Origin of the sequence: Streptomyces sp. PR69, from assembly GCF_026420845.1 — a bacterium.
In the GTDB taxonomy this organism is placed as follows: Bacteria; Actinomycetota; Actinomycetes; order Streptomycetales; family Streptomycetaceae; genus Streptomyces.
Genome location: NZ_JAOWCB010000011.1, coordinates 90,880 through 111,116, shown reverse-complemented (window position 1 = coordinate 111,116; position 20,237 = coordinate 90,880). Strand labels below are relative to the sequence as shown.

At 71.9% G+C, this 20,237-nt stretch carries 14 protein-coding genes and 1 riboswitch; of the genes, 10 read left to right on the top strand and 4 right to left on the bottom strand.

The features are described from left to right. Window positions 1-328: 328 nt before the first annotated feature. Window positions 329-2,446: a DNA gyrase/topoisomerase IV subunit B gene (locus tag OF819_RS13600; protein WP_267243743.1), complete on the top strand. Its 2,118-nt coding sequence runs from the start codon at window positions 329-331 to the stop codon at window positions 2,444-2,446. A gap of 24 nt (window positions 2,447-2,470) precedes the next feature. On the opposite strand, the gene OF819_RS13595 is transcribed toward OF819_RS13600, so the two are convergent. After that, window positions 2,471-4,225 carry a sensor histidine kinase gene (locus tag OF819_RS13595; RefSeq protein ID WP_267243742.1) on the bottom strand — a complete coding sequence of 585 codons (1,755 nt, stop codon included), beginning with the start codon at window positions 4,223-4,225 and terminating at the stop codon, window positions 2,471-2,473. 117 nt (window positions 4,226-4,342) lie between these two features. On the opposite strand from OF819_RS13595, the gene OF819_RS13590 reads away from it, so the two are divergent. Continuing rightward, complete coding sequence (locus tag OF819_RS13590; RefSeq protein ID WP_267243741.1) at window positions 4,343-5,422, top strand: CobW family GTP-binding protein; 1,080 nt, start codon at window positions 4,343-4,345, stop codon at window positions 5,420-5,422. Between the two features lie 35 nt (window positions 5,423-5,457). On the opposite strand, the gene OF819_RS13585 is transcribed toward OF819_RS13590, so the two are convergent. Next, a complete protein-coding gene (locus tag OF819_RS13585) occupies window positions 5,458-7,908 on the bottom strand; it encodes a DNA gyrase/topoisomerase IV subunit A (protein WP_267243740.1) in 2,451 nt (816 codons plus the stop codon). 192 nt (window positions 7,909-8,100) lie between these two features. Between OF819_RS13585 and OF819_RS13580 the strand changes: the two genes are divergently transcribed. The 4 genes from OF819_RS13580 (at window position 8,101) to OF819_RS13565 (ending at window position 13,009) form a co-directional block, all read left to right on the top strand. After that, on the top strand, window positions 8,101-9,513 hold the full coding sequence (locus OF819_RS13580) for a M16 family metallopeptidase (protein ID WP_267243814.1): 1,413 nt from the start codon (window positions 8,101-8,103) through the stop codon (window positions 9,511-9,513). Between the two features lie 17 nt (window positions 9,514-9,530). Next, a complete protein-coding gene (locus OF819_RS13575) occupies window positions 9,531-10,898 on the top strand; it encodes a M16 family metallopeptidase (RefSeq protein ID WP_416370532.1) in 1,368 nt (455 codons plus the stop codon). Between the two features lie 218 nt (window positions 10,899-11,116). Next, window positions 11,117-11,280, top strand: a riboswitch (cyclic di-AMP (ydaO/yuaA leader). Between the two features lie 13 nt (window positions 11,281-11,293). Continuing rightward, a complete protein-coding gene (locus OF819_RS13570; RefSeq protein WP_267243738.1) occupies window positions 11,294-12,079 on the top strand; it encodes a M23 family metallopeptidase in 786 nt (261 codons plus the stop codon). Between the two features lie 252 nt (window positions 12,080-12,331). Continuing rightward, on the top strand, window positions 12,332-13,009 hold the full coding sequence (locus OF819_RS13565; RefSeq protein WP_267243737.1) for a GntR family transcriptional regulator: 678 nt from the start codon (window positions 12,332-12,334) through the stop codon (window positions 13,007-13,009). Window positions 13,010-13,170: 161 nt separating this feature from the next. Here the strand turns inward: OF819_RS13565 and OF819_RS13560 are convergent, their stop codons facing one another. After that, window positions 13,171-13,452, bottom strand: coding sequence for an HPr family phosphocarrier protein (locus OF819_RS13560; protein WP_267243736.1), 282 nt, complete (start codon window positions 13,450-13,452; stop codon window positions 13,171-13,173). Window positions 13,453-13,570: 118 nt separating this feature from the next. Between OF819_RS13560 and OF819_RS13555 the strand changes: the two genes are divergently transcribed. From OF819_RS13555 to OF819_RS13540, 4 genes are all read left to right on the top strand, one after another. Next, the gene (locus OF819_RS13555) at window positions 13,571-16,765 is read left to right on the top strand and encodes a GNAT family N-acetyltransferase (protein ID WP_267243735.1); all 3,195 of its coding nucleotides are present in this window, start codon (window positions 13,571-13,573) and stop codon (window positions 16,763-16,765) included. A 38-nt stretch (window positions 16,766-16,803) separates the two neighbouring features. After that, the gene (locus OF819_RS13550; RefSeq protein WP_267243734.1) at window positions 16,804-17,400 is read left to right on the top strand and encodes a DUF5998 family protein; all 597 of its coding nucleotides are present in this window, start codon (window positions 16,804-16,806) and stop codon (window positions 17,398-17,400) included. Then, on the top strand, window positions 17,400-18,608 hold the full coding sequence (locus OF819_RS13545) for an alkaline phosphatase family protein (RefSeq protein ID WP_267243733.1): 1,209 nt from the start codon (window positions 17,400-17,402) through the stop codon (window positions 18,606-18,608). Before OF819_RS13550 ends, OF819_RS13545 begins: the two co-directional genes overlap by 1 nt. 68 nt (window positions 18,609-18,676) lie before the next feature. After that, on the top strand, window positions 18,677-19,327 hold the full coding sequence (locus OF819_RS13540) for a thymidine kinase (protein WP_267243732.1): 651 nt from the start codon (window positions 18,677-18,679) through the stop codon (window positions 19,325-19,327). A 27-nt stretch (window positions 19,328-19,354) separates the two neighbouring features. On the opposite strand, the gene OF819_RS13535 is transcribed toward OF819_RS13540, so the two are convergent. Then, window positions 19,355-20,131 (bottom strand): VOC family protein, encoded by a 777-nt coding sequence (locus OF819_RS13535; protein ID WP_267243813.1) that lies wholly within the window; start codon window positions 20,129-20,131, stop codon window positions 19,355-19,357. Window positions 20,132-20,237: the final 106 nt, after the last annotated feature.

Sequence of the window (20,237 nt, the reverse complement as noted above, 5' to 3'; positions counted from 1 at the left end):
GCTGTCTGCTGCCGGTTGGCGGCGAATGAGCCGTATTGCTGCGCTCTACGGATTTCGCGTTGCTTGTCTCGTTTGGGCCCTCCCGGCGGGTTGCCGGTTGTTCATGAGGACGTGCCCGGAGCCTAAATGGTTCATGCCTGGAAGGGAACGTGATGTGCACGTCACCCCCACGGGGGATCGAACACTCATGCGATGCTGGACTAGCATGGAACATCACTAGGGTGGCGTTACAACGGCTCTACCAGGCCTCGGTACGCTCTGTCCGGCGACCGACGCCGGGCCTTTACCCCACGGGGCCACATCTGAAATTCAGCGAGGAGCGAAACGCGTGACCGCCGAAACGTCCGTGCCGTCCAGTGCGCTGCTGACCGCAGACCGTGACGGTTCCAACTACACCGCGCGGCACCTGCTCGTTCTTGAAGGCCTCGAAGCGGTCCGCAAGCGCCCCGGTATGTATATCGGCTCCACCGACAGCCGCGGGCTGATGCACTGCCTGTGGGAAATCATCGACAACTCCGTCGACGAGGCACTGGGCGGCCACTGCGACCACATCGAGGTCGTGCTTCACGACGACGGCTCCGTCGAGGTGAAGGACAACGGCCGGGGCATCCCGGTCGACGTCGAGCCCAAGACCGGCCTCTCGGGCGTCGAGGTCGTGATGACCAAGCTGCACGCGGGCGGAAAGTTCGGCGGCGGCTCCTACGCCGCCTCCGGCGGTCTGCACGGAGTGGGCGCCTCCGTCGTCAACGCGCTCTCCGCCCGGCTCGACGTCGAGGTGGACCGCAACAGCGCGACCCACAAGATCAGCTTCCGGCGCGGTGTGCCCGGGATCTTCACGGAACAGGGCCCCGACGCCCCCTTCGACCCGTCGGGCGGCCTGATCAAGGGCAAGCGGGTGCCCAGGACCCGCACCGGCACGCGTGTGCGGTTCTGGGCGGACCGGCAGATCTTCCTCAAGGACGCCAGACTCTCCCTGGACACCCTCCACCAGCGGGCACGGCAGACCGCCTTCCTGGTGCCCGGGCTGACCATCGTGGTCCGCGATGAGCGGGACCTGGAGGGCGAGGGCAAAAGCGAGGAGATCTTCCGCTTCGACGGAGGCATCAGCGAGTTCTGCGAGTACCTCGCCCCCGACAAGCCCGTCTGCGATGTGCTGCGCCTCAGCGGCCAGGGAACCTTCAAGGAGACCGTCCCCGTCCTCGACGACCGCGGTCATATGACCCCCACCGAGGTCACCCGCGAGCTGGGCGTCGACGTCGCCCTGCGCTGGGGCACCGGTTACGACACCACCGTCAAGTCCTTCGTCAACATCATCGCCACCCCCAAGGGCGGCACCCATGTGACCGGCTTCGAGCGCTCCGTCACCAAGACGGTCAACGAGGTGCTGCGCGCCAGCAAGCTGCTCCGGGTCGCGGAGGACGACATCGTCAAGGACGACGCCCTGGAGGGCCTTACCGCCGTGGTCACCGTCCGGCTGGCGGAGCCGCAGTTCGAGGGCCAGACCAAGGAGGTCCTCGGCACCTCCGCGGCCAACAGGATCGTCGCCAATGTGGTGGCCAGGGAGCTGAAGGCCTTTCTGACCTCCACCAAGCGGGATGCCAAGGCGCAGGCCCGCGCCGTGCTGGAGAAGGCCGTCGCCGCCGCCCGCACCCGTATCGCGGCCCGCCAGCACAAGGAGGCCCAGCGCAGGAAGACCGCGCTGGAGAGTTCCTCGCTGCCGGCCAAGCTCGCCGACTGCCGCAGCGACGACGTGGAGCGCAGCGAGCTCTTCATCGTCGAGGGAGACTCCGCGCTCGGCACCGCCAAGCTCGCCCGGAACAGCGAATTCCAGGCGCTGCTGCCCATCCGCGGCAAGATCCTCAACGTACAGAAGTCATCCGTCTCGGACATGCTCAAGAACGCCGAGTGCGGCGCGATCATCCAGGTCATAGGAGCAGGCTCCGGCAGGACCTTCGACATCGACGCCGCGCGCTACGGCAAGATCGTGCTGCTGGTCGACGCCGATGTCGACGGCGCCCACATCCGCTGTCTGCTGCTGACGCTCTTCCAGCGCTATATGCGGCCGATGGTGGAGGCGGGCCGGGTCTTCGCCGCGGTGCCGCCGCTGCACCGCATCGAGCTGGTCCAGCCCAAGAAGGGCCAGGACAAGTACGTCTACACCTACTCGGACAACGAACTGCGGGAGACCCTGCTGGAGTTCCAGCGCAAGGGCGTCCGCTTCAAGGACTCCATCCAGCGCTACAAGGGTCTGGGCGAGATGGACGCCGACCAGCTCGCGGAGACCACGATGGACCCGCGCCATCGCACCCTGCGCCGGATCAACATCGGGGACCTCGAAGCCTCCGAGCAGATCTTCGATCTGCTGATGGGCAATGAGGTCGCGCCCCGCAAGGAGTTCATCAGCAACTCCGCGGCGACGCTGGACCGCTCGCGCATCGATGCCTAGTGGCGCGACCGGCAGGTTTGCCCGTCAAGGAGCGCCGCCCGGTGCTGGGGGCGCCTCCCGGGCCCGCAGGGCCCGGGAGGGGGGAGTGGAGAGCAGGGGCCGCGCCGTGATGTCGCACGGCGGCGTGGGCGCGGGTGAGGGCGCTTCGACCGTTCCGGGGGCGGTCAGCGCCTCAGGCAGGACCACCGAGAAGAGCGCGCCGCCTTCGTCCGCTTCCCGCACCGCGACGCTGCCGCCCTGACGTTCGGCGAGGCGGCGGACGAGGGCGAGTCCGAGGCCCCGTTCGCCGAGGGCAGGGCGGTCCTTGGTCGACCAGCCCTCGGTGAAGATCAGCTCGCGACGGTCGGGCGGCACCCCCGGACCGCTGTCCGCGACCCGCAGCACCGCCGTACGGCCCTCCGCGCGCAGCTCCACCTCCACGCGGGCCCCGGCCGAACCGGCCGCCGCGTCGAGGGCGTTGTCCACCAGATTCCCGACGACGGTCACCAGCCCGCGCGGGTCCACCAGCCGGTCCGGGAGCAGTGTTCCGGGTGTGAGGCGCAGGGAGACGCCCCGCTCGGCCGCCACTGTCGCCTTGCCCACCAGCAGTGCGGCGAGCAGCGGGTCATGGACCTTCTCCGTGACCTGCTCGGCAGTCGTCCGGTGCACCCCGACCGCCTCCGTGAGAAACCGCACCGCCTCGTCGTGCATCCGAAGCTCCAGCAGCCCCAGCAGCGTGTGCAGCCGGTTGGCGTGCTCATGGTCCTGGGCGCGCAGGGCGTCGATGAGACCACGGGTGGAATCCAGTTCCCGGCCCAGCCGTTCCAGCTCGGTGCGGTCCCGGAGGGTGACCACGGCCCCGCCGTCGTCGGTGGGCATCCGGTTGGCGACCAGGACGCGGCTGCCCCGTACCGTGAGCAGATCCTCGCCGACGACCCGTCCGGCCAGCACATCGGCGGTACGTCCGGCGCCGCCGCCCAGCGCCTCGTCCAGCACCCGGCCCGCCGCATCGGCGTCAAGACCGAGCAGCCGCTGAGCCTCGTCGTTGAGCAGCCGGACGCGCCCCGAGGCGTCCAGTGCCACCACCCCCTCCCGGATGCCGTGCAGCATCGCCTCCCGCTCCGCGAGCAGCGCGGATATGTCGGAGAAGGCCAGGTCGTGGGTCTGCCGCTGCAGCCTCCGGGAGATGAGGAAGGCCGCGAGCGCGCCGACCGCCAGCGCCCCGCCCGCGTAGGCGAGCAGCCCCGGTATCGCCGCGAGCAGCCGGTCGCGTACGGAGCCGTACTCGATGCCGACCGAGACCGCGCCCACGATGGAGCCGCTCTTGTCGCGCAGCGGCGCCTTCCCGCGGGCGGACCGGCCGAGGGTGCCGCTGTCGATCTCCATCACATGCCGGCCGGCCAGCGGCGCGCCGGGATCGGTGGAGACCACCCGGCCGATCCGCCCGGGCGTCGTATGGGACCAGCGCACCCCCCGGCGGTCCATGATCACGACATACTCGGCGCCGGTGGCCTTGCGGATGCGTTCCGCTTCGGCCTGCACCGGGCCGTCCGGGTGCGGGCGTGAGCCGAGCAGCTTGTCCGCCGTCTCGGGGGACGCGGTGGTCTGGGCGATGGCCAGCGCCCTGCGCATCGCCTGATCGTCCAGCTGGGCGCTCAGCGGCGCGAGGAACATTCCGGTGGCCAGCAGCACGACCCCGGCGGCGATGGCCAGTTCCATCAGCAGCACGCGGGAGAAGACCCGCCGCGGCCAGCCGAGCCGCGGTCTGCGGGCGGGTGACGCGGTCGGTGCGGGGCTCATGCGTGGGAACGGTAAGCGCTGGGCGCCGGCGTGCGGAACCCTCCCCGGCTGACGCGTTCGCCCGCCCTTCTATCCTGGGTCCGCCGCACACCGAGACCGCACCAGGAGAGGCAATCCTTGAGCGCGCAGCAGATCCCCGTCGTCGTCCTCGCGGGCTTCCTCGGCTCCGGAAAGACGACTCTGCTCAACCATCTGCTGCGCAGTGCCCGGGGCACCCGCATCGGCGTCATGGTGAACGACTTCGGCTCCATCGGAATCGACGCCATGACCGTGGCAGGGCAGGTCGGTTCCACCGTGTCCCTGGGCAACGGCTGTCTGTGCTGCGCCGTCGACGCGAGCGAACTGGACGACTATCTGGAGAAGCTGACCCGGCCGTCCACGCGCCTGGACGTGATCGTCATCGAGGCGAGCGGCCTCGCCGAACCCCAGGAACTGGTGCGGATGATCCTCGCCATCGAGAACGACCGGATCGTGTACGGCGGTCTTGTGCAGGTCGTCGACGCGGCGGAGTTCGACGCGACCCGGGCGCGCCATCCTCAGACCGACCGGCACCTCGGGATCGCCGATCTCATCGTCCTCAACAAGACCGACCGGGTGGACGGGACGGAGCAGCACCGGGTGCGCTCCGCGATCGGGTCGGTGCTGGAGCGGGCAGGGTCCCCGGCCGCGGTGATCAGCGCCGTACAGGGCCGGGTCGATCCCGAGCTGCTGTTCGACCGGGCGGTGCGCCGGGACGAGGAGAGCCAGGCCGTGCGGCAGCTCTCCTTCGAGGACCTGTACGCGGAGGAGCACGACCACGACGCCCATCCGCACGCCGTGTACGAGAGCGTCGCCTTCACCTCCGACGTGCCCCTGCACCCGCGCCGGCTGATGGACTTCCTCGACGCGCGGCCCGAAGGGCTGTACCGGATCAAGGGGTTCGTCGACTTCGGCGCGGGGGATCCGGAGCGCCGTTACGGGGTCCACGCCGTCGGGCGGTTTCTGCGGTTCTATCCCGCGCCCTGGGCACGGGCAGAGGAGCGGCTCAGCCAACTGGTGCTGATCGGCTCCGGCGTCGAGCGGGAGACGCTGCGGAAGGGGCTTGCGGCCTGCGTCCAGAGCGGTCCGCAGGACGCCCCGGACGAGCGGAGCATGTGGGGCGTCCTGCGCTATGTGCCGCGGCCGGACGGGCAGGACGACCGCCCGTCCGAAGCCTGAGGCGGGGGTCCGGGGGCGGGGCCCCGGAAAAGGCATCAGGTCGCCGGGCCCGCTGCCACCGCGATCTGCTTGGGCAGCGGCGTGCCCGAGCCGTCGCGCCTCGGGTCGGGCTCCGGCAGCTCCGCCGGGGAGCCGTTCTTCAGGGCGGCCCGCGCCGGGGTCGCTCCCGCCCAGGCCAGGACCAGCACGTCCTCGCCCTTGAGGAAGCGCTGGCAGCGCACGCCGCCGGTCGCCCGGCCCTTGCGCGGATACTGGTCGAACGGGGTGAGCTTCGCCGAGGTGATGGTGTCGTCGAGCGTGCCCTGCGAGCCCGCGCAGGTGAACACCACGGCGTCGGCCGCCGGGTCGACGGCGGTGAAGGAGATCACCCGGGCGTCGTGGGCCAGCTTGATCCCCGCCATGCCGCCCGCGGCACGTCCCTGCGGACGGACCTGCGCGGCCGGGTACCGCAGCAACTGCGCATCGGAGGTGATGAAGACCAGATCCTCCTCGCCCGTGCGCAGCTCGGCCGCGCCCACGATCCGGTCGCCCTCCTTGAGGGCGATGACCTCCAGCTCTTCCTTGTTCGCCGGATAGTCCGGCACGACGCGCTTGACCACACCCTGCAGCGTGCCGATCGCGAGGCCCGGTGAGGACTCGTCGAGCGTGGTGAGACAGACCACGGACTCGTCCGCGTCGAGCGTCAGGAACTCCGAGAGCGGCGCCCCGCCCGCCAGGTTTGGCGCGGCCGACGTCTCGGGAAGCTGCGGCAGGTCGATCACCGACAGCCGCAGCAGCCGCCCGGCCGAGGTCACCGCGCCCACCTCGCCGCGCTGTGTCGCGGGCACCGCCGAGATGATCACATCGTGTTTGGCTCGCCTGCCGCCTTCCGCGGGCAGCGGCTCGGCCGTGCGCGTGCGCGCCAGCAGCCCGGTCGAGGAGAGCAGCACCCGGCACGGGTCGTCGGCGACCTCCAGCGCCGCCGCGGCCGCCGGGGCGCCCGCGGACTCCAGCAGCACCGTGCGCCGGTCGGCGCCGAACTTCTTCGCCACCGCGGCCAGCTCCGAGGAGACGAGCCGGCGCAGCTTGGCGTCCGACTCCAGGACCTCGGTCAGCTCCTGGATCTCGGCATTGAGCTTGTCGCGCTCGCCCTCCAGCTCAATCCGGTCGTACTTGGTGAGCCTGCGCAGCGGCGTGTCCAGGATGTACTGCGTCTGGACCTCGCTCAGCGAGAAGCGGTCCATCAGCCGCTCCTTCGCCTGGGCCGAGTTCTCGCTCGACCGGATGAGGCGGATGACCTCGTCGATGTCGAGCAGGGCGACCAGCAGGCCCTCCACCAGATGCAGCCGGTCCCGCTTCTTGCCCCGCCGGAACTCGCTGCGCCGCCGCACCACATTGAAGCGGTGGTCGAGATAGACCTCCAGCAGCTCCTTCAGCCCGAGCGTCAGCGGCTGGCCGTCGACCAGCGCCACGTTGTTGATGCCGAAGGACTCCTCCATCGGCGTCAACTTGTAGAGCTGCTCCAGCACCGCCTCAGGGATGAAGCCGTTCTTCACCTCGATGACGAGCCGCAGACCGTGCTGGCGGTCGGTGAGGTCCTTGACGTCCGCGATGCCCTGGAGCTTCTTCGCCGACACCAGATCCTTGATCTTGGCGATCACCTTCTCCGGGCCGACGGTGAAGGGCAGTTCGGTGACGACCAGGCCCTTGCGGCGCGCTGTGACGTTCTCGACGGCAACGGTGGCGCGGATCTTGAAGCTGCCGCGGCCCGTCTCGTAGGCGTCCCGGATGCCGTTCAGCCCGACGATCCTGCCTCCGGTGGGCAGATCGGGGCCGGGGATGAAGCGCATCAGGGTGTCGAGGTCCGCGCCCGGATGCCTGATCAGATGCCGGGCGGCGGCGATGACCTCGCCCAGATTGTGCGGCGGCATATTGGTCGCCATGCCGACCGCGATCCCCGAAGCGCCGTTGACCAGCAGATTCGGATAGGCGGCGGGCAGCGCGACCGGCTCGCGCTCCTGACCGTCGTAGTTGGGGGTGAAGTCGACTGTGTCCTCGTCGATCGACTCGGTCATCAGCGACGTCGCATCGGCCATCCGGCACTCGGTGTACCGCATGGCCGCGGGCGGGTCGTCATTGCCCAGCGAGCCGAAGTTGCCGTGGCCGTCCACCAGCGGCAGCCGCATGGAGAACGGCTGGGCCATCCGCACCAGCGCATCGTAGATCGACGCGTCGCCGTGCGGATGCAGCTTTCCCATCACCTCGCCGACGACCCGCGCGCACTTCACATACCCGCGATCGGGGCGCAGCCCCATCTCGTTCATCTGGTACACGATCCGGCGGTGGACCGGCTTCATGCCGTCACGGGCGTCCGGCAGGGCACGGGAGTAGATCACCGAGTAGGCGTACTCGAGGAAGGAGCCCTGCATCTCGTCGACGACGTCGATGTCGAGGATCCGCTCCTCGAAATCCTCCGGCGGCGGGGTCTTCGTACTGCGGCGGGCCATCGCGGCTGCTGCTCCTTCACGTGCCAGAACTGGATGTGACGCCGACCATTGTGGACCGTCCCACCGACAAGCCCGACCGCGACCCGGTCACGTCCGCCCGGGGAACTTCGCCAGGTGTCAGCCCGCTTGCATACAGTGGCAGGACTTCTCCATCACGTTCTCCTTATCGCGATCGAAGGGACCTACATGCCCATGGGTCACACGGCCACAGCGCAGGCCGGCACAGGCGGCCTGACGGCGACAGAGCACCGGCTGGCCAACGGCCTGCGCGTGGTGCTCTCCGAGGACCATCTGACCCCGGTCGCCGCGGTCTGCCTCTGGTACGACGTCGGCTCGCGCCATGAAGTCAAGGGCCGCACCGGCCTCGCCCACCTCTTCGAGCACCTGATGTTCCAGGGCTCCGCCCAGGTGACGGGGAACGGCCACTTCGAGCTGGTGCAGGGCGCGGGCGGATCGCTCAACGGCACCACCAGCTTCGAGCGCACCAATTACTTCGAGACCATGCCCGCCCACCAGCTGGAGCTGGCCCTGTGGCTGGAAGCCGACCGCATGGGCTCACTGCTCGCCGCCCTCGACGACGAGTCGATGGAGAACCAGCGCGACGTGGTCAAGAACGAGCGCCGCCAGCGGTACGACAACGTGCCGTACGGCACGGCGTTCGAGCGGCTCACCGCCCTCGTCTACCCCGAGGGCCACCCGTACCACCACACACCGATCGGCTCCATGGCCGATCTGGACGCGGCGACCCTTGAGGACGCCCGCGCCTTCTTCCGTACGTACTACGCGCCGAACAACGCGGTGCTGTCGGTCGTAGGCGACATCGACCCGGAGCAGACGCTCGCCTGGATCGAGAAGTACTTCGGCTCCATCCCCTCCCACGAGGGCAAGCAGCCCCCGCGCGACGGCGCCCTGCCCGACCTCGTCGGCGAGCAGCTCCGCCAGGAGATCCGCGAGGACGTCCCGGCGCGCGCCCTGATGGCGGCCTACCGGCTGCCCCACGACGGCACGCGCGCGTGCGACGCCGCGGATCTGGCGCTCACCGTCCTCGGCGGCGGCGAGTCCTCGCGGCTGCACAACCGTCTGGTGCGCCGCGACCAGACGGCCGTGGCGGCCGGGTTCGGCCTGCTGAGGCTGGCCGGTGCGCCGTCCCTCGGCTGGCTGGATGTAAAGACCTCGGGCGGGGTCGAGGTGCCGGCCATTGAGGCCGCCGTCGACGAGGAGCTGGCGCGGTTCGCCGCGGAGGGGCCGACGCCCGAGGAGATGGAGCGCGCCCAGGCCCAGTTGGAGCGCGAGTGGCTGGACCGGCTGGGCACGGTCGCGGGCCGCGCCGACGAACTGTGCCGGTTCGCGGTGCTGTTCGGCGATCCGCAGCTCGCCCTCACCGCCGTCCAGCGGCTGCTGGACATCACCCCGGAGGAGGTGCAGGCGGTCGCCGCCGCCAGACTGCGCCCCGACAACCGGGCGGTGCTGGTGTACGAGCCCCTCTCCGCCGGTGAATCCGGCGAAGGCGGCGAAAACGGCGCGGCCAACGCGACCGGGACCGCCACCGAGACCGAGACCGACGAGAACAGCGAGCCTGCCGAGCGCGAAGGGGCAGACCAGTGAGCGACGCCGTTGTGACCATGGACCTCCACCCGCAGCCGGCGGCCGGTCAGCCCAAGCCCTGGGCCTTCCCCGCCCCCGACCGCGGCACTCTCGGCAACGGCCTGACCGTGCTGCGCTGCCACCGTCCCGGCCAGCAGGTGGCAGCCGTCGAGATCTCCCTCGGCGCCCCGCTGGACGCCGAGCCCGAAGGGCTCGACGGCGTCGCCACGATCATGGCGCGCGCCCTGTCCGAAGGCACCGACAAGCACTCGGCCGAGGAGTTCGCAGCAGAGCTCGAACGCTGCGGGGCCACCCTCGACGCCCACGCCGACCACCCCGGCGTCCGGGTCGCCCTTGAGGTCCCCGTCTCCCGGCTGCACAAGGCGCTCGGCCTGCTCGCCGAGGCGCTGCGCGCGCCCGCGTTCGCGGACCACGAGGTCGAGCGGCTGGTGCGCAACCGCCTCGACGAGATCCCGCATGAGACGGCCAACCCGGCCCGTCGGGCCGCCAAGGAGCTCTCCAAGGAGCTGTTCCCCGCGGCCTCGCGGATGTCCCGGCCCCGCCAGGGCACCGAGGAGACCGTGGCGCGGATCGACGCGGCCGCCGTGCGCGCCTTCTACGAGGCGCATGTGCGGCCCGCCACCGCCACGGCCGTGATCGTCGGCGATCTCGCAGGCGTCGACCTGGACGCCGTGCTCGCCGACACCCTGGGGGCCTGGACCGGCGACAGCGCGCCCCCCCGCCCCGTACCGCCCGTCACCGCCGACGACACGGGCCGCGTCGTGATCGTGGACCGTCCGGGCGCCGTGCAGACGCAGCTCCTCATCGGCCGGATCGGCCCCGACCGCCATGACCGCCAGTGGCCCGCCCAGGTGCTCGGGGCGTACTGCCTCGGCGGCACCCTCACCTCGCGCCTCGACCGTGTGCTGCGGGAAGAGAAGGGCTACACCTACGGCGTGCGGGCCTTCGCCCAGGTGCTGCGCTCCGCGCCGGACGCCTCGGGCGCCGCGATGCTCGCGATCAGCGGCTCCGTGGACACCCCCAACACCGGCCCGGCGCTGCGGGATCTGTGGCAGGTGCTGCGCACGCTCGCCGCCGAGGGCCTCACCGATGCCGAGCGGGACGCCGCGGTGCAGAACCTCGTGGGCGTCGCCCCGCTGAAGTACGAGACCGCCGCCTCGGTGGCCGGCACGCTCGCCGACCAGGTCGAGCAGTTCCTCCCGGACGACTTCCAGGCGCAGCTGTACGCCCGGCTGGCCGAGACCGGGACGGTCGAGGCGACGGCCGCGGCCGTGAGCGCCTTCCCCGTCGACCGGCTGGTCACGGTCCTCGTCGGGGACGCCTCCCAGATCGAGGAGCCGGTCAGGGCGCTGGGCATCGGCGAGGTGACGGTGGTCGCCGGCTGACCGGCGACTAACCGGCGAGCAGTCGGCGAGTGACCGGCGACTGACGCCCCGGCAATGAGTGCATTGCCGGGGTTTCGCCTTATGTCTGTTTTGTTAGTGAGGCGGCGTGTATGCCCTGTGGCGTGCGCTACAAAACAGGCTGTCCGTTTGGTGATTGAAAGATGAGCCGCCTAGCGTCGGTCCGGCTGTCCGCCCATGTCCCGCCGCGCCCGCGGCACGGGCAGCCATCGCCGAGTCCCCGCCAGGCGTGAGCCAGGGGAGCCGGGGACCCAATTCCCCGGGGTGAATCGGACGCCGCCGCGCTGCCGCGCGGCCGGTGCCCGTAGGAGACCTTCCTGCTCCGAACCCGTCAGCTAACCCGGTAGGCGAGAAGGAAGGAAAGGATCAGCCTCTCCATGGCGTTCACCCGTGCCACCGGGAAGCACCGTGCCCCGAGCCGACTGACGCGCAGGAGCGCGAACCTGGCCGGCGTCGCGACCCTCGCCACCACCGGCGTCATCGGAACCCTCGCCGCCCCCGCCGTCGCCGCCGAGACCGGCGTCAGCGCGGCCGCCGAGGAGACCGGCCTGAACCAGCTCGTCGCCCCCGTCACCTCCCTCGCCGACGAGATCGCCGCCCAGGCCGCCGCACAGAAGAAGGCCGCCGAAGAGGCCGAGGCCAAGGCGAAGGCCCGCGCCAAGGCTGCCGCCGAGGCGAAGCGCAAGGCCGAGCAGCGCGCCAAGGAGGCCCGTGAGGCCAAGGAGCGCGCCGCCCGTGAGGCGGAGCGCAAGCGCCTCGCCTACCGCCTCCCGGTCGCCGGCACCTTCGTCACCACCGGCTACAAGGCCGGCGGTGCGCTCTGGTCCTCCGGCAGCCACTCCGGCGTCGACTTCCGCGCCCCCGCGGGCTCGACGGTTGTCGCCGTTGGCGCGGGCACCGTCGTCGAGGCCGGCTGGGGCGGCGCCTACGGCAACAACGTCGTTCTGCGGATGAACGACGGCACCTACACCCAGTACGGCCATCTGTCGGCGATCACCGTTTCCGTCGGCCAGTCGGTCGCCGCGGGCGGGCAGATCGGCATCTCCGGCTCCACCGGCAACTCGACGGGCCCGCACCTCCACTTCGAGGCGCGTACGACCCCCGACTACGGCTCCGACATCGACCCGGTCGCCTATCTGCGCTCGCACGGCGTCAACGTCTGACCGACCGTCCCGAGCCGGCCCGACCGGATCAGGCCCGGCCACCCCGCCCCGGCCCGGTCCTGTTCGCCGCCGTCAGGGCCCTGGCGATTGCCGCCGGGGCCTTGATGCGCTCGCGCCGCGCCCGATCCCCCGCTGGCCAAAAGATATCCATGATTCTCAGCAAGGCATCGGAAAATTCGGTCCGCTGCCTTAGAGTCGCCGAACAGGCGTCAATCGGCTGCGTTTCCTGTGGATTAAGGCGGAGGTTGGGTCATGCGCATTCCCGCGCACTCGGTATGCACAGCGATCCGCGACGACATCGTCTCCGGCGTATTCGCCCCCGGCGGCAGGCTGACCGAGGAACTGCTGGCGCGCCGCTACGGAGTCTCCCGGGTCCCCGTGCGCGAGGCCCTGCGCACGCTGGAGTCCGAGGGCTTCGTCACCACACGGCGGCACGCCGGCGCCTGCGTCGCCGAACCCACCGAGCAGGAAGCCGCCGACCTGCTGGAGATCCGCCAGCTGCTGGAGCCGCTGGCCGCCGCGCGCGCGGCCCAGCGCCGCACCGAGGCCCATCTGAAGGTGCTGCGCGGCCTGGTCAGGCTGGGGCAGGAGCGGGCCCGCCGGGGCCAGGGGGAGGATCTGCGCTCACTCGGCGGCTGGTTCCACGAGACGCTTGCCCAGGCGTCCGGCAGCCCGGGGCTGGTCACGCTGCTCACCCAGCTCCGCCACAAGATCGCCTGGATGTACGCGGTCGAGCGGCCGGCCCGGCCCGTGGAGTCCTGGGCCGAGCACGGCGCGATCGTGGACGCGGTGGCGCGCGGCGACGCGGAGCGGGCGCGGGCGCTCACCGCGCTGCACGCCGAACGCGCGGCGGCCGCGCACCGGCTGCGCCGCCCGGAGCGGGTGAGGACTTCGCAACACGCCGTAAACACAGCGGGCGTCCGAAGTTAACAAGAGCCCCGTATACAAAAGTGGGGCTAGTTATTCAGGTGGCGCCGAAAGGCGACTCAGGGGCATTTTCGGTTGCTGCCTGAATATGGCGAAGCCGGCTGCATCCCGAATTCGGGATGCAGCCGGCTTCGTTTAATCCAGCCGGTGCGGCCTGAAGGGATTCAGACGGTCTCGGGCAGTTCCTCAAGCCCCTCGGCGACCAGCTTGGCCAGCCGGTCCAGAGCAGCCTCGGCGTCCTCGGAGTCGGAGGCGAGCACAATCTCCTCGCCGCCCTTCGCGCCCAGCCCGAGCACCGCGAGCATGGAGGCGGCGTTGACCGGGTTGCCGTCGGCCTTGGCGATCGTCATGGGGACGCCGGAAGCCGTGGCGGCGCGGACGAAGATGGAGGCGGGGCGGGCGTGCAGGCCCTCGGCCCACCCGACGTTGACGCGGCGCTCAGCCATGGTGTTGCCCTTCAGGTGCTAGCGGTTGTCTAGACCAGTCTCTCATGGGTTGGGGGCTGCCCGGCAGCGGCCCGGTCATTCGCCGACGCGAGCGGTGGACGGGCCGTACGATTTTCCCATGCGGACGCCGCCCGACCACGCCTATCCCGACCACTGGGAGGCGGATGTAGTGCTGCGCGACGGCGGCGCGGCGCACATCAGGCCCATCACAGCCGCCGACGCGGAACGCCTGGTCAGCTTCTATGAGCAGGTCTCCGACGAGTCGAAGTACTACCGCTTCTTCGCGCCCTACCCGCGGCTGTCCGCCCGCGACGTCCACCGCTTCACCCATCACGACTACGTGGACCGGGTGGGACTCGCCGCCACCGTCGGCGACGAGTTCATCGCCACCGTCCGCTACGACCGGATCGACGCCGCCGGCCGGCCCGCGCCCGCGCCGGCCGACCAGGCAGAGGTCGCCTTCCTCGTCCAGGACGCCCACCAGGGACGCGGACTGGCCTCCGCACTGCTGGAGCACATCGCCGCGGTCGCCAGGGAACGGGGTATCCGCCGCTTCGTCGCCGAGGTGCTGCCCGCCAACAACAAAATGATCAAGGTGTTCACGGACGCCGGCTACACCCAGAAGCGCAGCTTCGAGGACGGCTCCGTGCATCTGACCCTCGACCTGGAGCCGACCGCCCGGTCCCTCGCGGTCCAGCGCGCCCGCGAGCAGCGCGCCGAGGCCCGCTCCGTACGACGGCTGCTCGCCCCCGGCTCCATCGCCGTCGTGGGCGTCGGCCGGGCGTCCGGCGGCGTCGGGCGCACCGTCCTGCGCAACCTCCTCGCCAGCGGCTACACCGGCCGCACATACGCGGTCAACCGCGCCTTCCCCGAGGACTGGACCGAGGCGGACGGGGTCCCGGCCTTCCGCTCCGTCGGCGAGATCGTCGAACGCGGCGGCGAGCGGGTGGACCTGGCCGTCGTCGCCGTACCGGCCGAGCGGGTCCCCGACGCGGTCGCCGACTGCGGCGAGCACGGGGTGCAGGGCCTGGTCGTGGTCACCGCCGGATACGCGGAGAGCGGGCCGGACGGACGGGAGCGACAGCGCGAACTGGTACGGCAGGCCCGCTCGTACGGGATGCGGATCATCGGCCCCAACTCCTTCGGGATCATCAGCACCGCGCCCGCCGTCCGGCTCAACGCCTCCCTCGCACCGCACTCCCCGGCGCGCGGCCGCATCGGTCTGTTCACCCAGTCCGGCGCGATCGGCATCGCCCTGCTGTCCGGGCTGCACCGGCGCGGCGCGGGCCTGTCCGCCTTCATCTCGTCCGGCAACCGGGCGGACGTGTCCGGCAACGACTTCCTCCAGTACTGGCACGAGGACCCCGAAACCGATGTCGTCCTCCTCTATCTGGAGTCGATCGGCAACCCCCGCAAATTCACCCGGCTGGCCCGGCGTACGGCGGCCGTCAAGCCGGTCGTGGTCGTCAAGGGCGCACGCCACAGCGGGAGCGCGCCGCCGGGGCACGCGGTGCCCGTGACCCGTATCCCGGACGCCACGGTCTCGGCGCTGCTGCGCCAGGCGGGCGTGATCCGCGTGGACACCGTCACGGAACTCATCGACGCCGGACTGCTGCTCGCCGACCAGCCCTTGCCGGCCGGTCCCCGCGTCGCAATCCTCGGCAACTCCGAGTCCCTGGGGCTCCTCACCTACGACGCCTGCCTCACGGAGGGGCTGCGCCCGCTGCCGCCGCGCGATCTGACCACCGCCGCGACGCCCGCCGACTTCCGCGCCGCGCTCGCCGAGGCGCTGGCGGACGACGCGTGCGACGCGGTGGTGGTCACGGCGATCCCCTGGGTCGCCGAGGACGGCGTGACGGAGTCCGGCGACGGGGAGGTCCTCGCCGCCGCACTCCAGGACGCGGCGGGCGCCTCCCCGGCGAAGCCCGTCGCGGTCGTCCACGTCGAGCTGGGCGGCCTCGCCGAAGCCCTCGCCGCCGCGGCCGGCACAGCGGGGCCCCGCGGCGGGCCCCCGACGGCCCCGCCGCCCACAGCTCCACCGCCGGAGGCGTACGGCGCCGGGGAGCGGCCCCACCCTGGGCACGCCGCCGACGCGGGCTGGGGGACGACCGGCGATGCGCGGGCGGCCGCGCCGGGCGCGGCAGCTTCCGGCCCGCCGGAGAAGCCGCGGCAGGGCGGCGGCCCCGGCGTGCGCCAGGCCACGCCCGGCGTCACATCCGGAGCACGCGCGGGAGACGCAGACGAGTCGGTCACCGCCGCGCAGGGCGGCTTGCGCCCACCCGTCGACGCAGGCCGCACACCGACTGAGCGGCATGCCGGTCCCGGGCGCGTCGGGGCGGCCGGCGGGGAGTCCTCGGCGCCCGGGGCGGGCCGTGCGCCGGACGCGGGTGAGGCGTCGGGCTCCGGGGACGCGGACGTGTACGGCCCGGTCGCCGGCGCGCGGGCCGCGATCCCCGCGTACCCCGCCGCCGAGCGAGCCGTGCGGGCGCTCGCCGAAGCCGTGCGGTACGCGCAGTGGCGGCGGCAGGCCGCCGACCCCGGCAGGGTGCCGGAGTACGACGACATCGACGAGCAGGGGGCCGCCGCCCTGATCGCCGCGGCGCTCGGCCAGGACGCCGACCCGCGCGGCATGGCGCTCGCCCCCCAGGACGCCCACGCGCTCCTCGCGCGGTACGGCATCCCCGTACTGCCCGCCCTCCCCGCGCCCACGCCCGACGCGGCCGTCGCGGCCGCCGAGCGCCTCGGCTACCCCGTGGCCCTCAAGACGACCGCCCCGCACCTGCGCCACCGCCCCGACCTCGGAGGCGTACGGCTCGATCTGACGGGCGAGGCACAACTGCGCAGGGCCTACGCGGAGTTGACCGCCGCCCTCGGGAAGCCCGAGGAACTGCAGCCCGTGGTGCAGGCCATGGCGCCCCGCGGCGTCGACACCGTCGTACGCGCCGCCATCGACCCCGCCGTCGGCGCGGTGCTGTCCTTCGGGCTCGCCGGGGCGGCGTCCGAGCTGCTCGGAGACACCGCCCACCGGCTCGTCCCCGTCACCGACCGGGACGCCGCCGAACTGATCAGAACCATCCGGACCGCACCCCTCCTCTTCGGCTGGCGCGGCTCCGCACCCGTGGACACCCCGGCGCTGGAGGAACTGCTCCAGCGGGTGTCCCGGCTCGTAGACGACCACCCCGAAGTGGTCGGCGTCAGCCTGGAGCCGGTCGCCGTCGCCCAGCGCGGCCTCTCCGTCCTCGGCGCTTCCGTACGCCTCGCCCCACCCCCCGCCCGCACCGACCTGGGCCCCCGCCGGCTCCCCAGCTACTAAAGCGCCCACCCTTCCCGCAGCCCCGTAGGATGGACCGCATGGCGAAGACCGGTACGACGACCCAGGGGCTGCGCGCGGCGATCGAGCGCAGCGGCTACTACCCCGCTCTGGTGGCCGAGGCGGTGGAGGCCGCCGTCGGCGGCGAGCAGATCGCCTCGTACCTGGTGCACCAGGAGACCACCTTTGACGCCAACGAGGTCCGCCGCCATGTCACCGTCCTCGTCCTGACGCCCAACCGCTTCATCGTCAGCCACACCGACGAGCAGGCCGCCGACTCCAGCTCCCCGACGCCGTACGCCACCACCTCCACCGAGTCGGTCAAGCTCGACCGCATCTCGTCGGTGGTGGTCAGCCGGGTCGTCTCCAACCCGGAGTCGTACACCCCGGGCACCCTGCCCCGCGAGGTCGTGCTGACGGTCGGCTGGGGCGCGGTATCCCGCCTCGATCTGGAGCCCGCCGCCTGCGGCGACCCGAACTGCGAAGCCGACCACGGCTACACCGGCAACGCCACCGCCGACGATCTGAGCCTGCGCGTCAGCGAGGCGGGCGACGGACCGGACGCCGTCCGGCAGACCCTCGCCTTCGCCCAGGCGATCTCCGAAGCCACCGCGGCCACGGCCGCCGCCGCGCGCTGATGGCCCAGCCGCAGTCCCCCACCGCTCCCTGGCCGGACGACGAACCCGCCGCACTCGCCCTCGGCGCCGCACCCGTACCCGAGTACGGCGTCGGCTCGCTCGCCGATCTGCTGCCGACGCTCGCCGCCGGGCAGGGCGTGCCGGGGTTCACCCCGGCGATCCCCGAACTTGCCCCCGCCGACCGGAACTGCGTCTTCCTGATCGACGGCCTCGGCTGGCAGCAGATCAAGGACCACCCGGACGAGGCCCCGTACCTCACCTCGCTCCTGGCCACCTCCCGCGGCGGCACGGGCCGGCCGATCACCGCCGGCTTCCCGGCCACCACCGCCACCTCGCTGGCCTCCGTCGGCACCGGCCTGCCGCCCGGCGCGCACGGGCTGCCCGGCTACACCGCGCGCAACCCGGACACCGGCGAGCTGATGAACCAGCTGCGCTGGCGGCCGTACACGGACCCGGCGGCCTGGCAGCCGTACCCGACCGTCTTCCAGCTCGCCGCCGCGGCGGGCGTCCACACCGCCCAGGTGTCGTCCCCCGACTTCGCGCAGACACCCCTGACGAAGATCGCACTCAGCGGCGGCACCTTCCACGGCCGTCTGACCGGCGAGGACCGGGTGGACCTGGCCGCCGCGCAACTGGCCGCGGGCGACCGCTCGTTGATCTACACCTATTACAGCGAGGTCGACGGCAAGGGGCATCGCTTCGGCGTGGACTCCGACGCCTGGCGCGGCCAGGTGATGTACGTCGACCGGCTGGTCCAGCGCCTCGCCGAACAGCTTCCGCCCCGCGCCGCGCTCTATGTCACCGCCGACCACGGCATGATCGACATCCCCTTCGACGAGGAGTCGCGCATCGACGTCGACGAGGACTGGGAGCTGCGCGCCGGAGTCGCCCTGCTGGGCGGCGAGGGCCGCGCCCGCCATGTCTACGCCGTCCCCGGCGCCCAGGCGGATGTGCTGGCGGTCTGGCGCGAGGTGCTGGGGGACCGCTTCTGGGTGGCGAGCCGGGACGAGGCGATCGAGGCGGGCTGGTTCGGCCCGCGGATCGACGAGCGCGTCTACGGCCGCATCGGCGATGTCATCGCCGCGGCCTGCGACGATGTGGCGATCACCGCCTCCGTCCAGGAGCCCAACGAGTCCGCGATGGTCGGCATGCACGGCTCCATGACCCCCGTCGAACAGCTCGTCCCCCTCCTCGAAGTACGCTCATAGCTCCATCACGCCGCCCGCGGCGGCATCGCCCTTCCCCCCCGACCGACCTGAAAGGCCGTCGCTTCCCCATGCCCGAGCTGGTGTTCTTCTCCGGAACGATGGACTGCGGAAAGAGCACCCTCGCTCTGCAGATCGAGCACAACAGATCCGCCCGCGGACTCCAGGGCATGATCTTCACCAGGGACGACCGGGCGGGCGAGGGAAAGCTCTCCTCCCGGCTCGGCCTGGTCACCGACGCCGTCGAGGCCGCGGACGGCTTCGACTTCTACGCGTACGTCGTCGACACGCTTTCCAAGGGCGGGCGTTGCGACTACGTCATCGCCGACGAGGCGCAGTTCCTCGCCCCGGAACAGATCGACCAGCTCGCCCGCGTCGTCGACGATCTGGGGCTCGACGTCTTCGCGTTCGGCATCACCACCGACTTCCGCTCCAAGCTCTTCCCCGGCTCGCAGCGGCTCGTCGAGCTGGCCGACCGGGTGGAGGTCCTCCAGGTCGAGGCGCTCTGCTGGTGCGGCGCCCGGGCCACGCACAACGCGCGCACCATCGGCGGCCAGATGGTCGTCGAAGGCGCGCAGGTGGTCGTCGGCGACGTCAACCAGTCGCCGGACGAGATCGGTTACGAGGTCCTGTGCCGCCGTCACCACCGCCGCAGGATGACGGCCGCCAGCGCCCGCGCGGCCGCGCTCTCACCGGACGTCCTGCCCGTCACCTCCGGCTGAGCCGGCCGTCGGCCCCCTGTCGCGCGCTCAGCGCTCCGCGGAGCGTACGACCGTGAACACCGCGCCCTCCGGGTCCGCCACCGTCGCCAGCCGCCCGGCGGTCCCCTCGCGGGGCGGCCGCAGCACCCGCCCGCCGAGCTCCACGACGCGCCGGACCGCCTCGTCGGTGTCCGTCACCTCGAAGTACGTCATCCAGTGCGGTCCGCAGTCGCGCGGCAGGGCGCTGCCCAGACCGTGCAGCGCGGCCACGGGACGGCCGTCGAGGAGCAGCGTCACACAGTCCGCGTCCCCCGGCTCGGCCCGCTCCACGTGATAACCGAACAGCGTCTGGTAGAACTTGGCGACCGACGCGGTCTCCTGGGTCAGCAGTTCGTTCCAGACGGGCGTGCCGTGTGCGCCGCGCAGTGCGATGCCACGGTGGGCGGCCGCCTGCCAGATGCCGAAGACCGCGCCCGAGGGGTCGCTGGCGATGGCCATGCGCCCGGCGTCGGCGGCGTCCAGCGGACCGACCCCGACCGTGCCGCCGCAGCTGCGGATCGTCTCCGCCGTGGCGTCCGCGTCATCCGTCGCCAGATACGGGGTCCAGGCGATCGGCAGATGCCGGTCGGCCGGAAGCCGCCCGATCCCGGCGACTTCCTTGCCGCCGAGCAGCGCGCGCACATACGGGCCGAGCTGACCGGGGCCGGGCGAGAACTCCCAGCCGAACAGATCGCCGTAGAACTCCTGCGTAGCATCCAGGCCGTGCACCATCAGGCTCACCCAGCAGGGTGCGCCGGGCGCGTGCCGAGTCGCCGCCTCGGTCATCGTCGTCACTCACTCCTCGGACCATTTTGGTGGCCGTGCGGGGGGACAGGGCGCTCGCCGCAGGTGATCCGGCCGTGACGCCCCGTGCAGATGGTGGCACCACCCT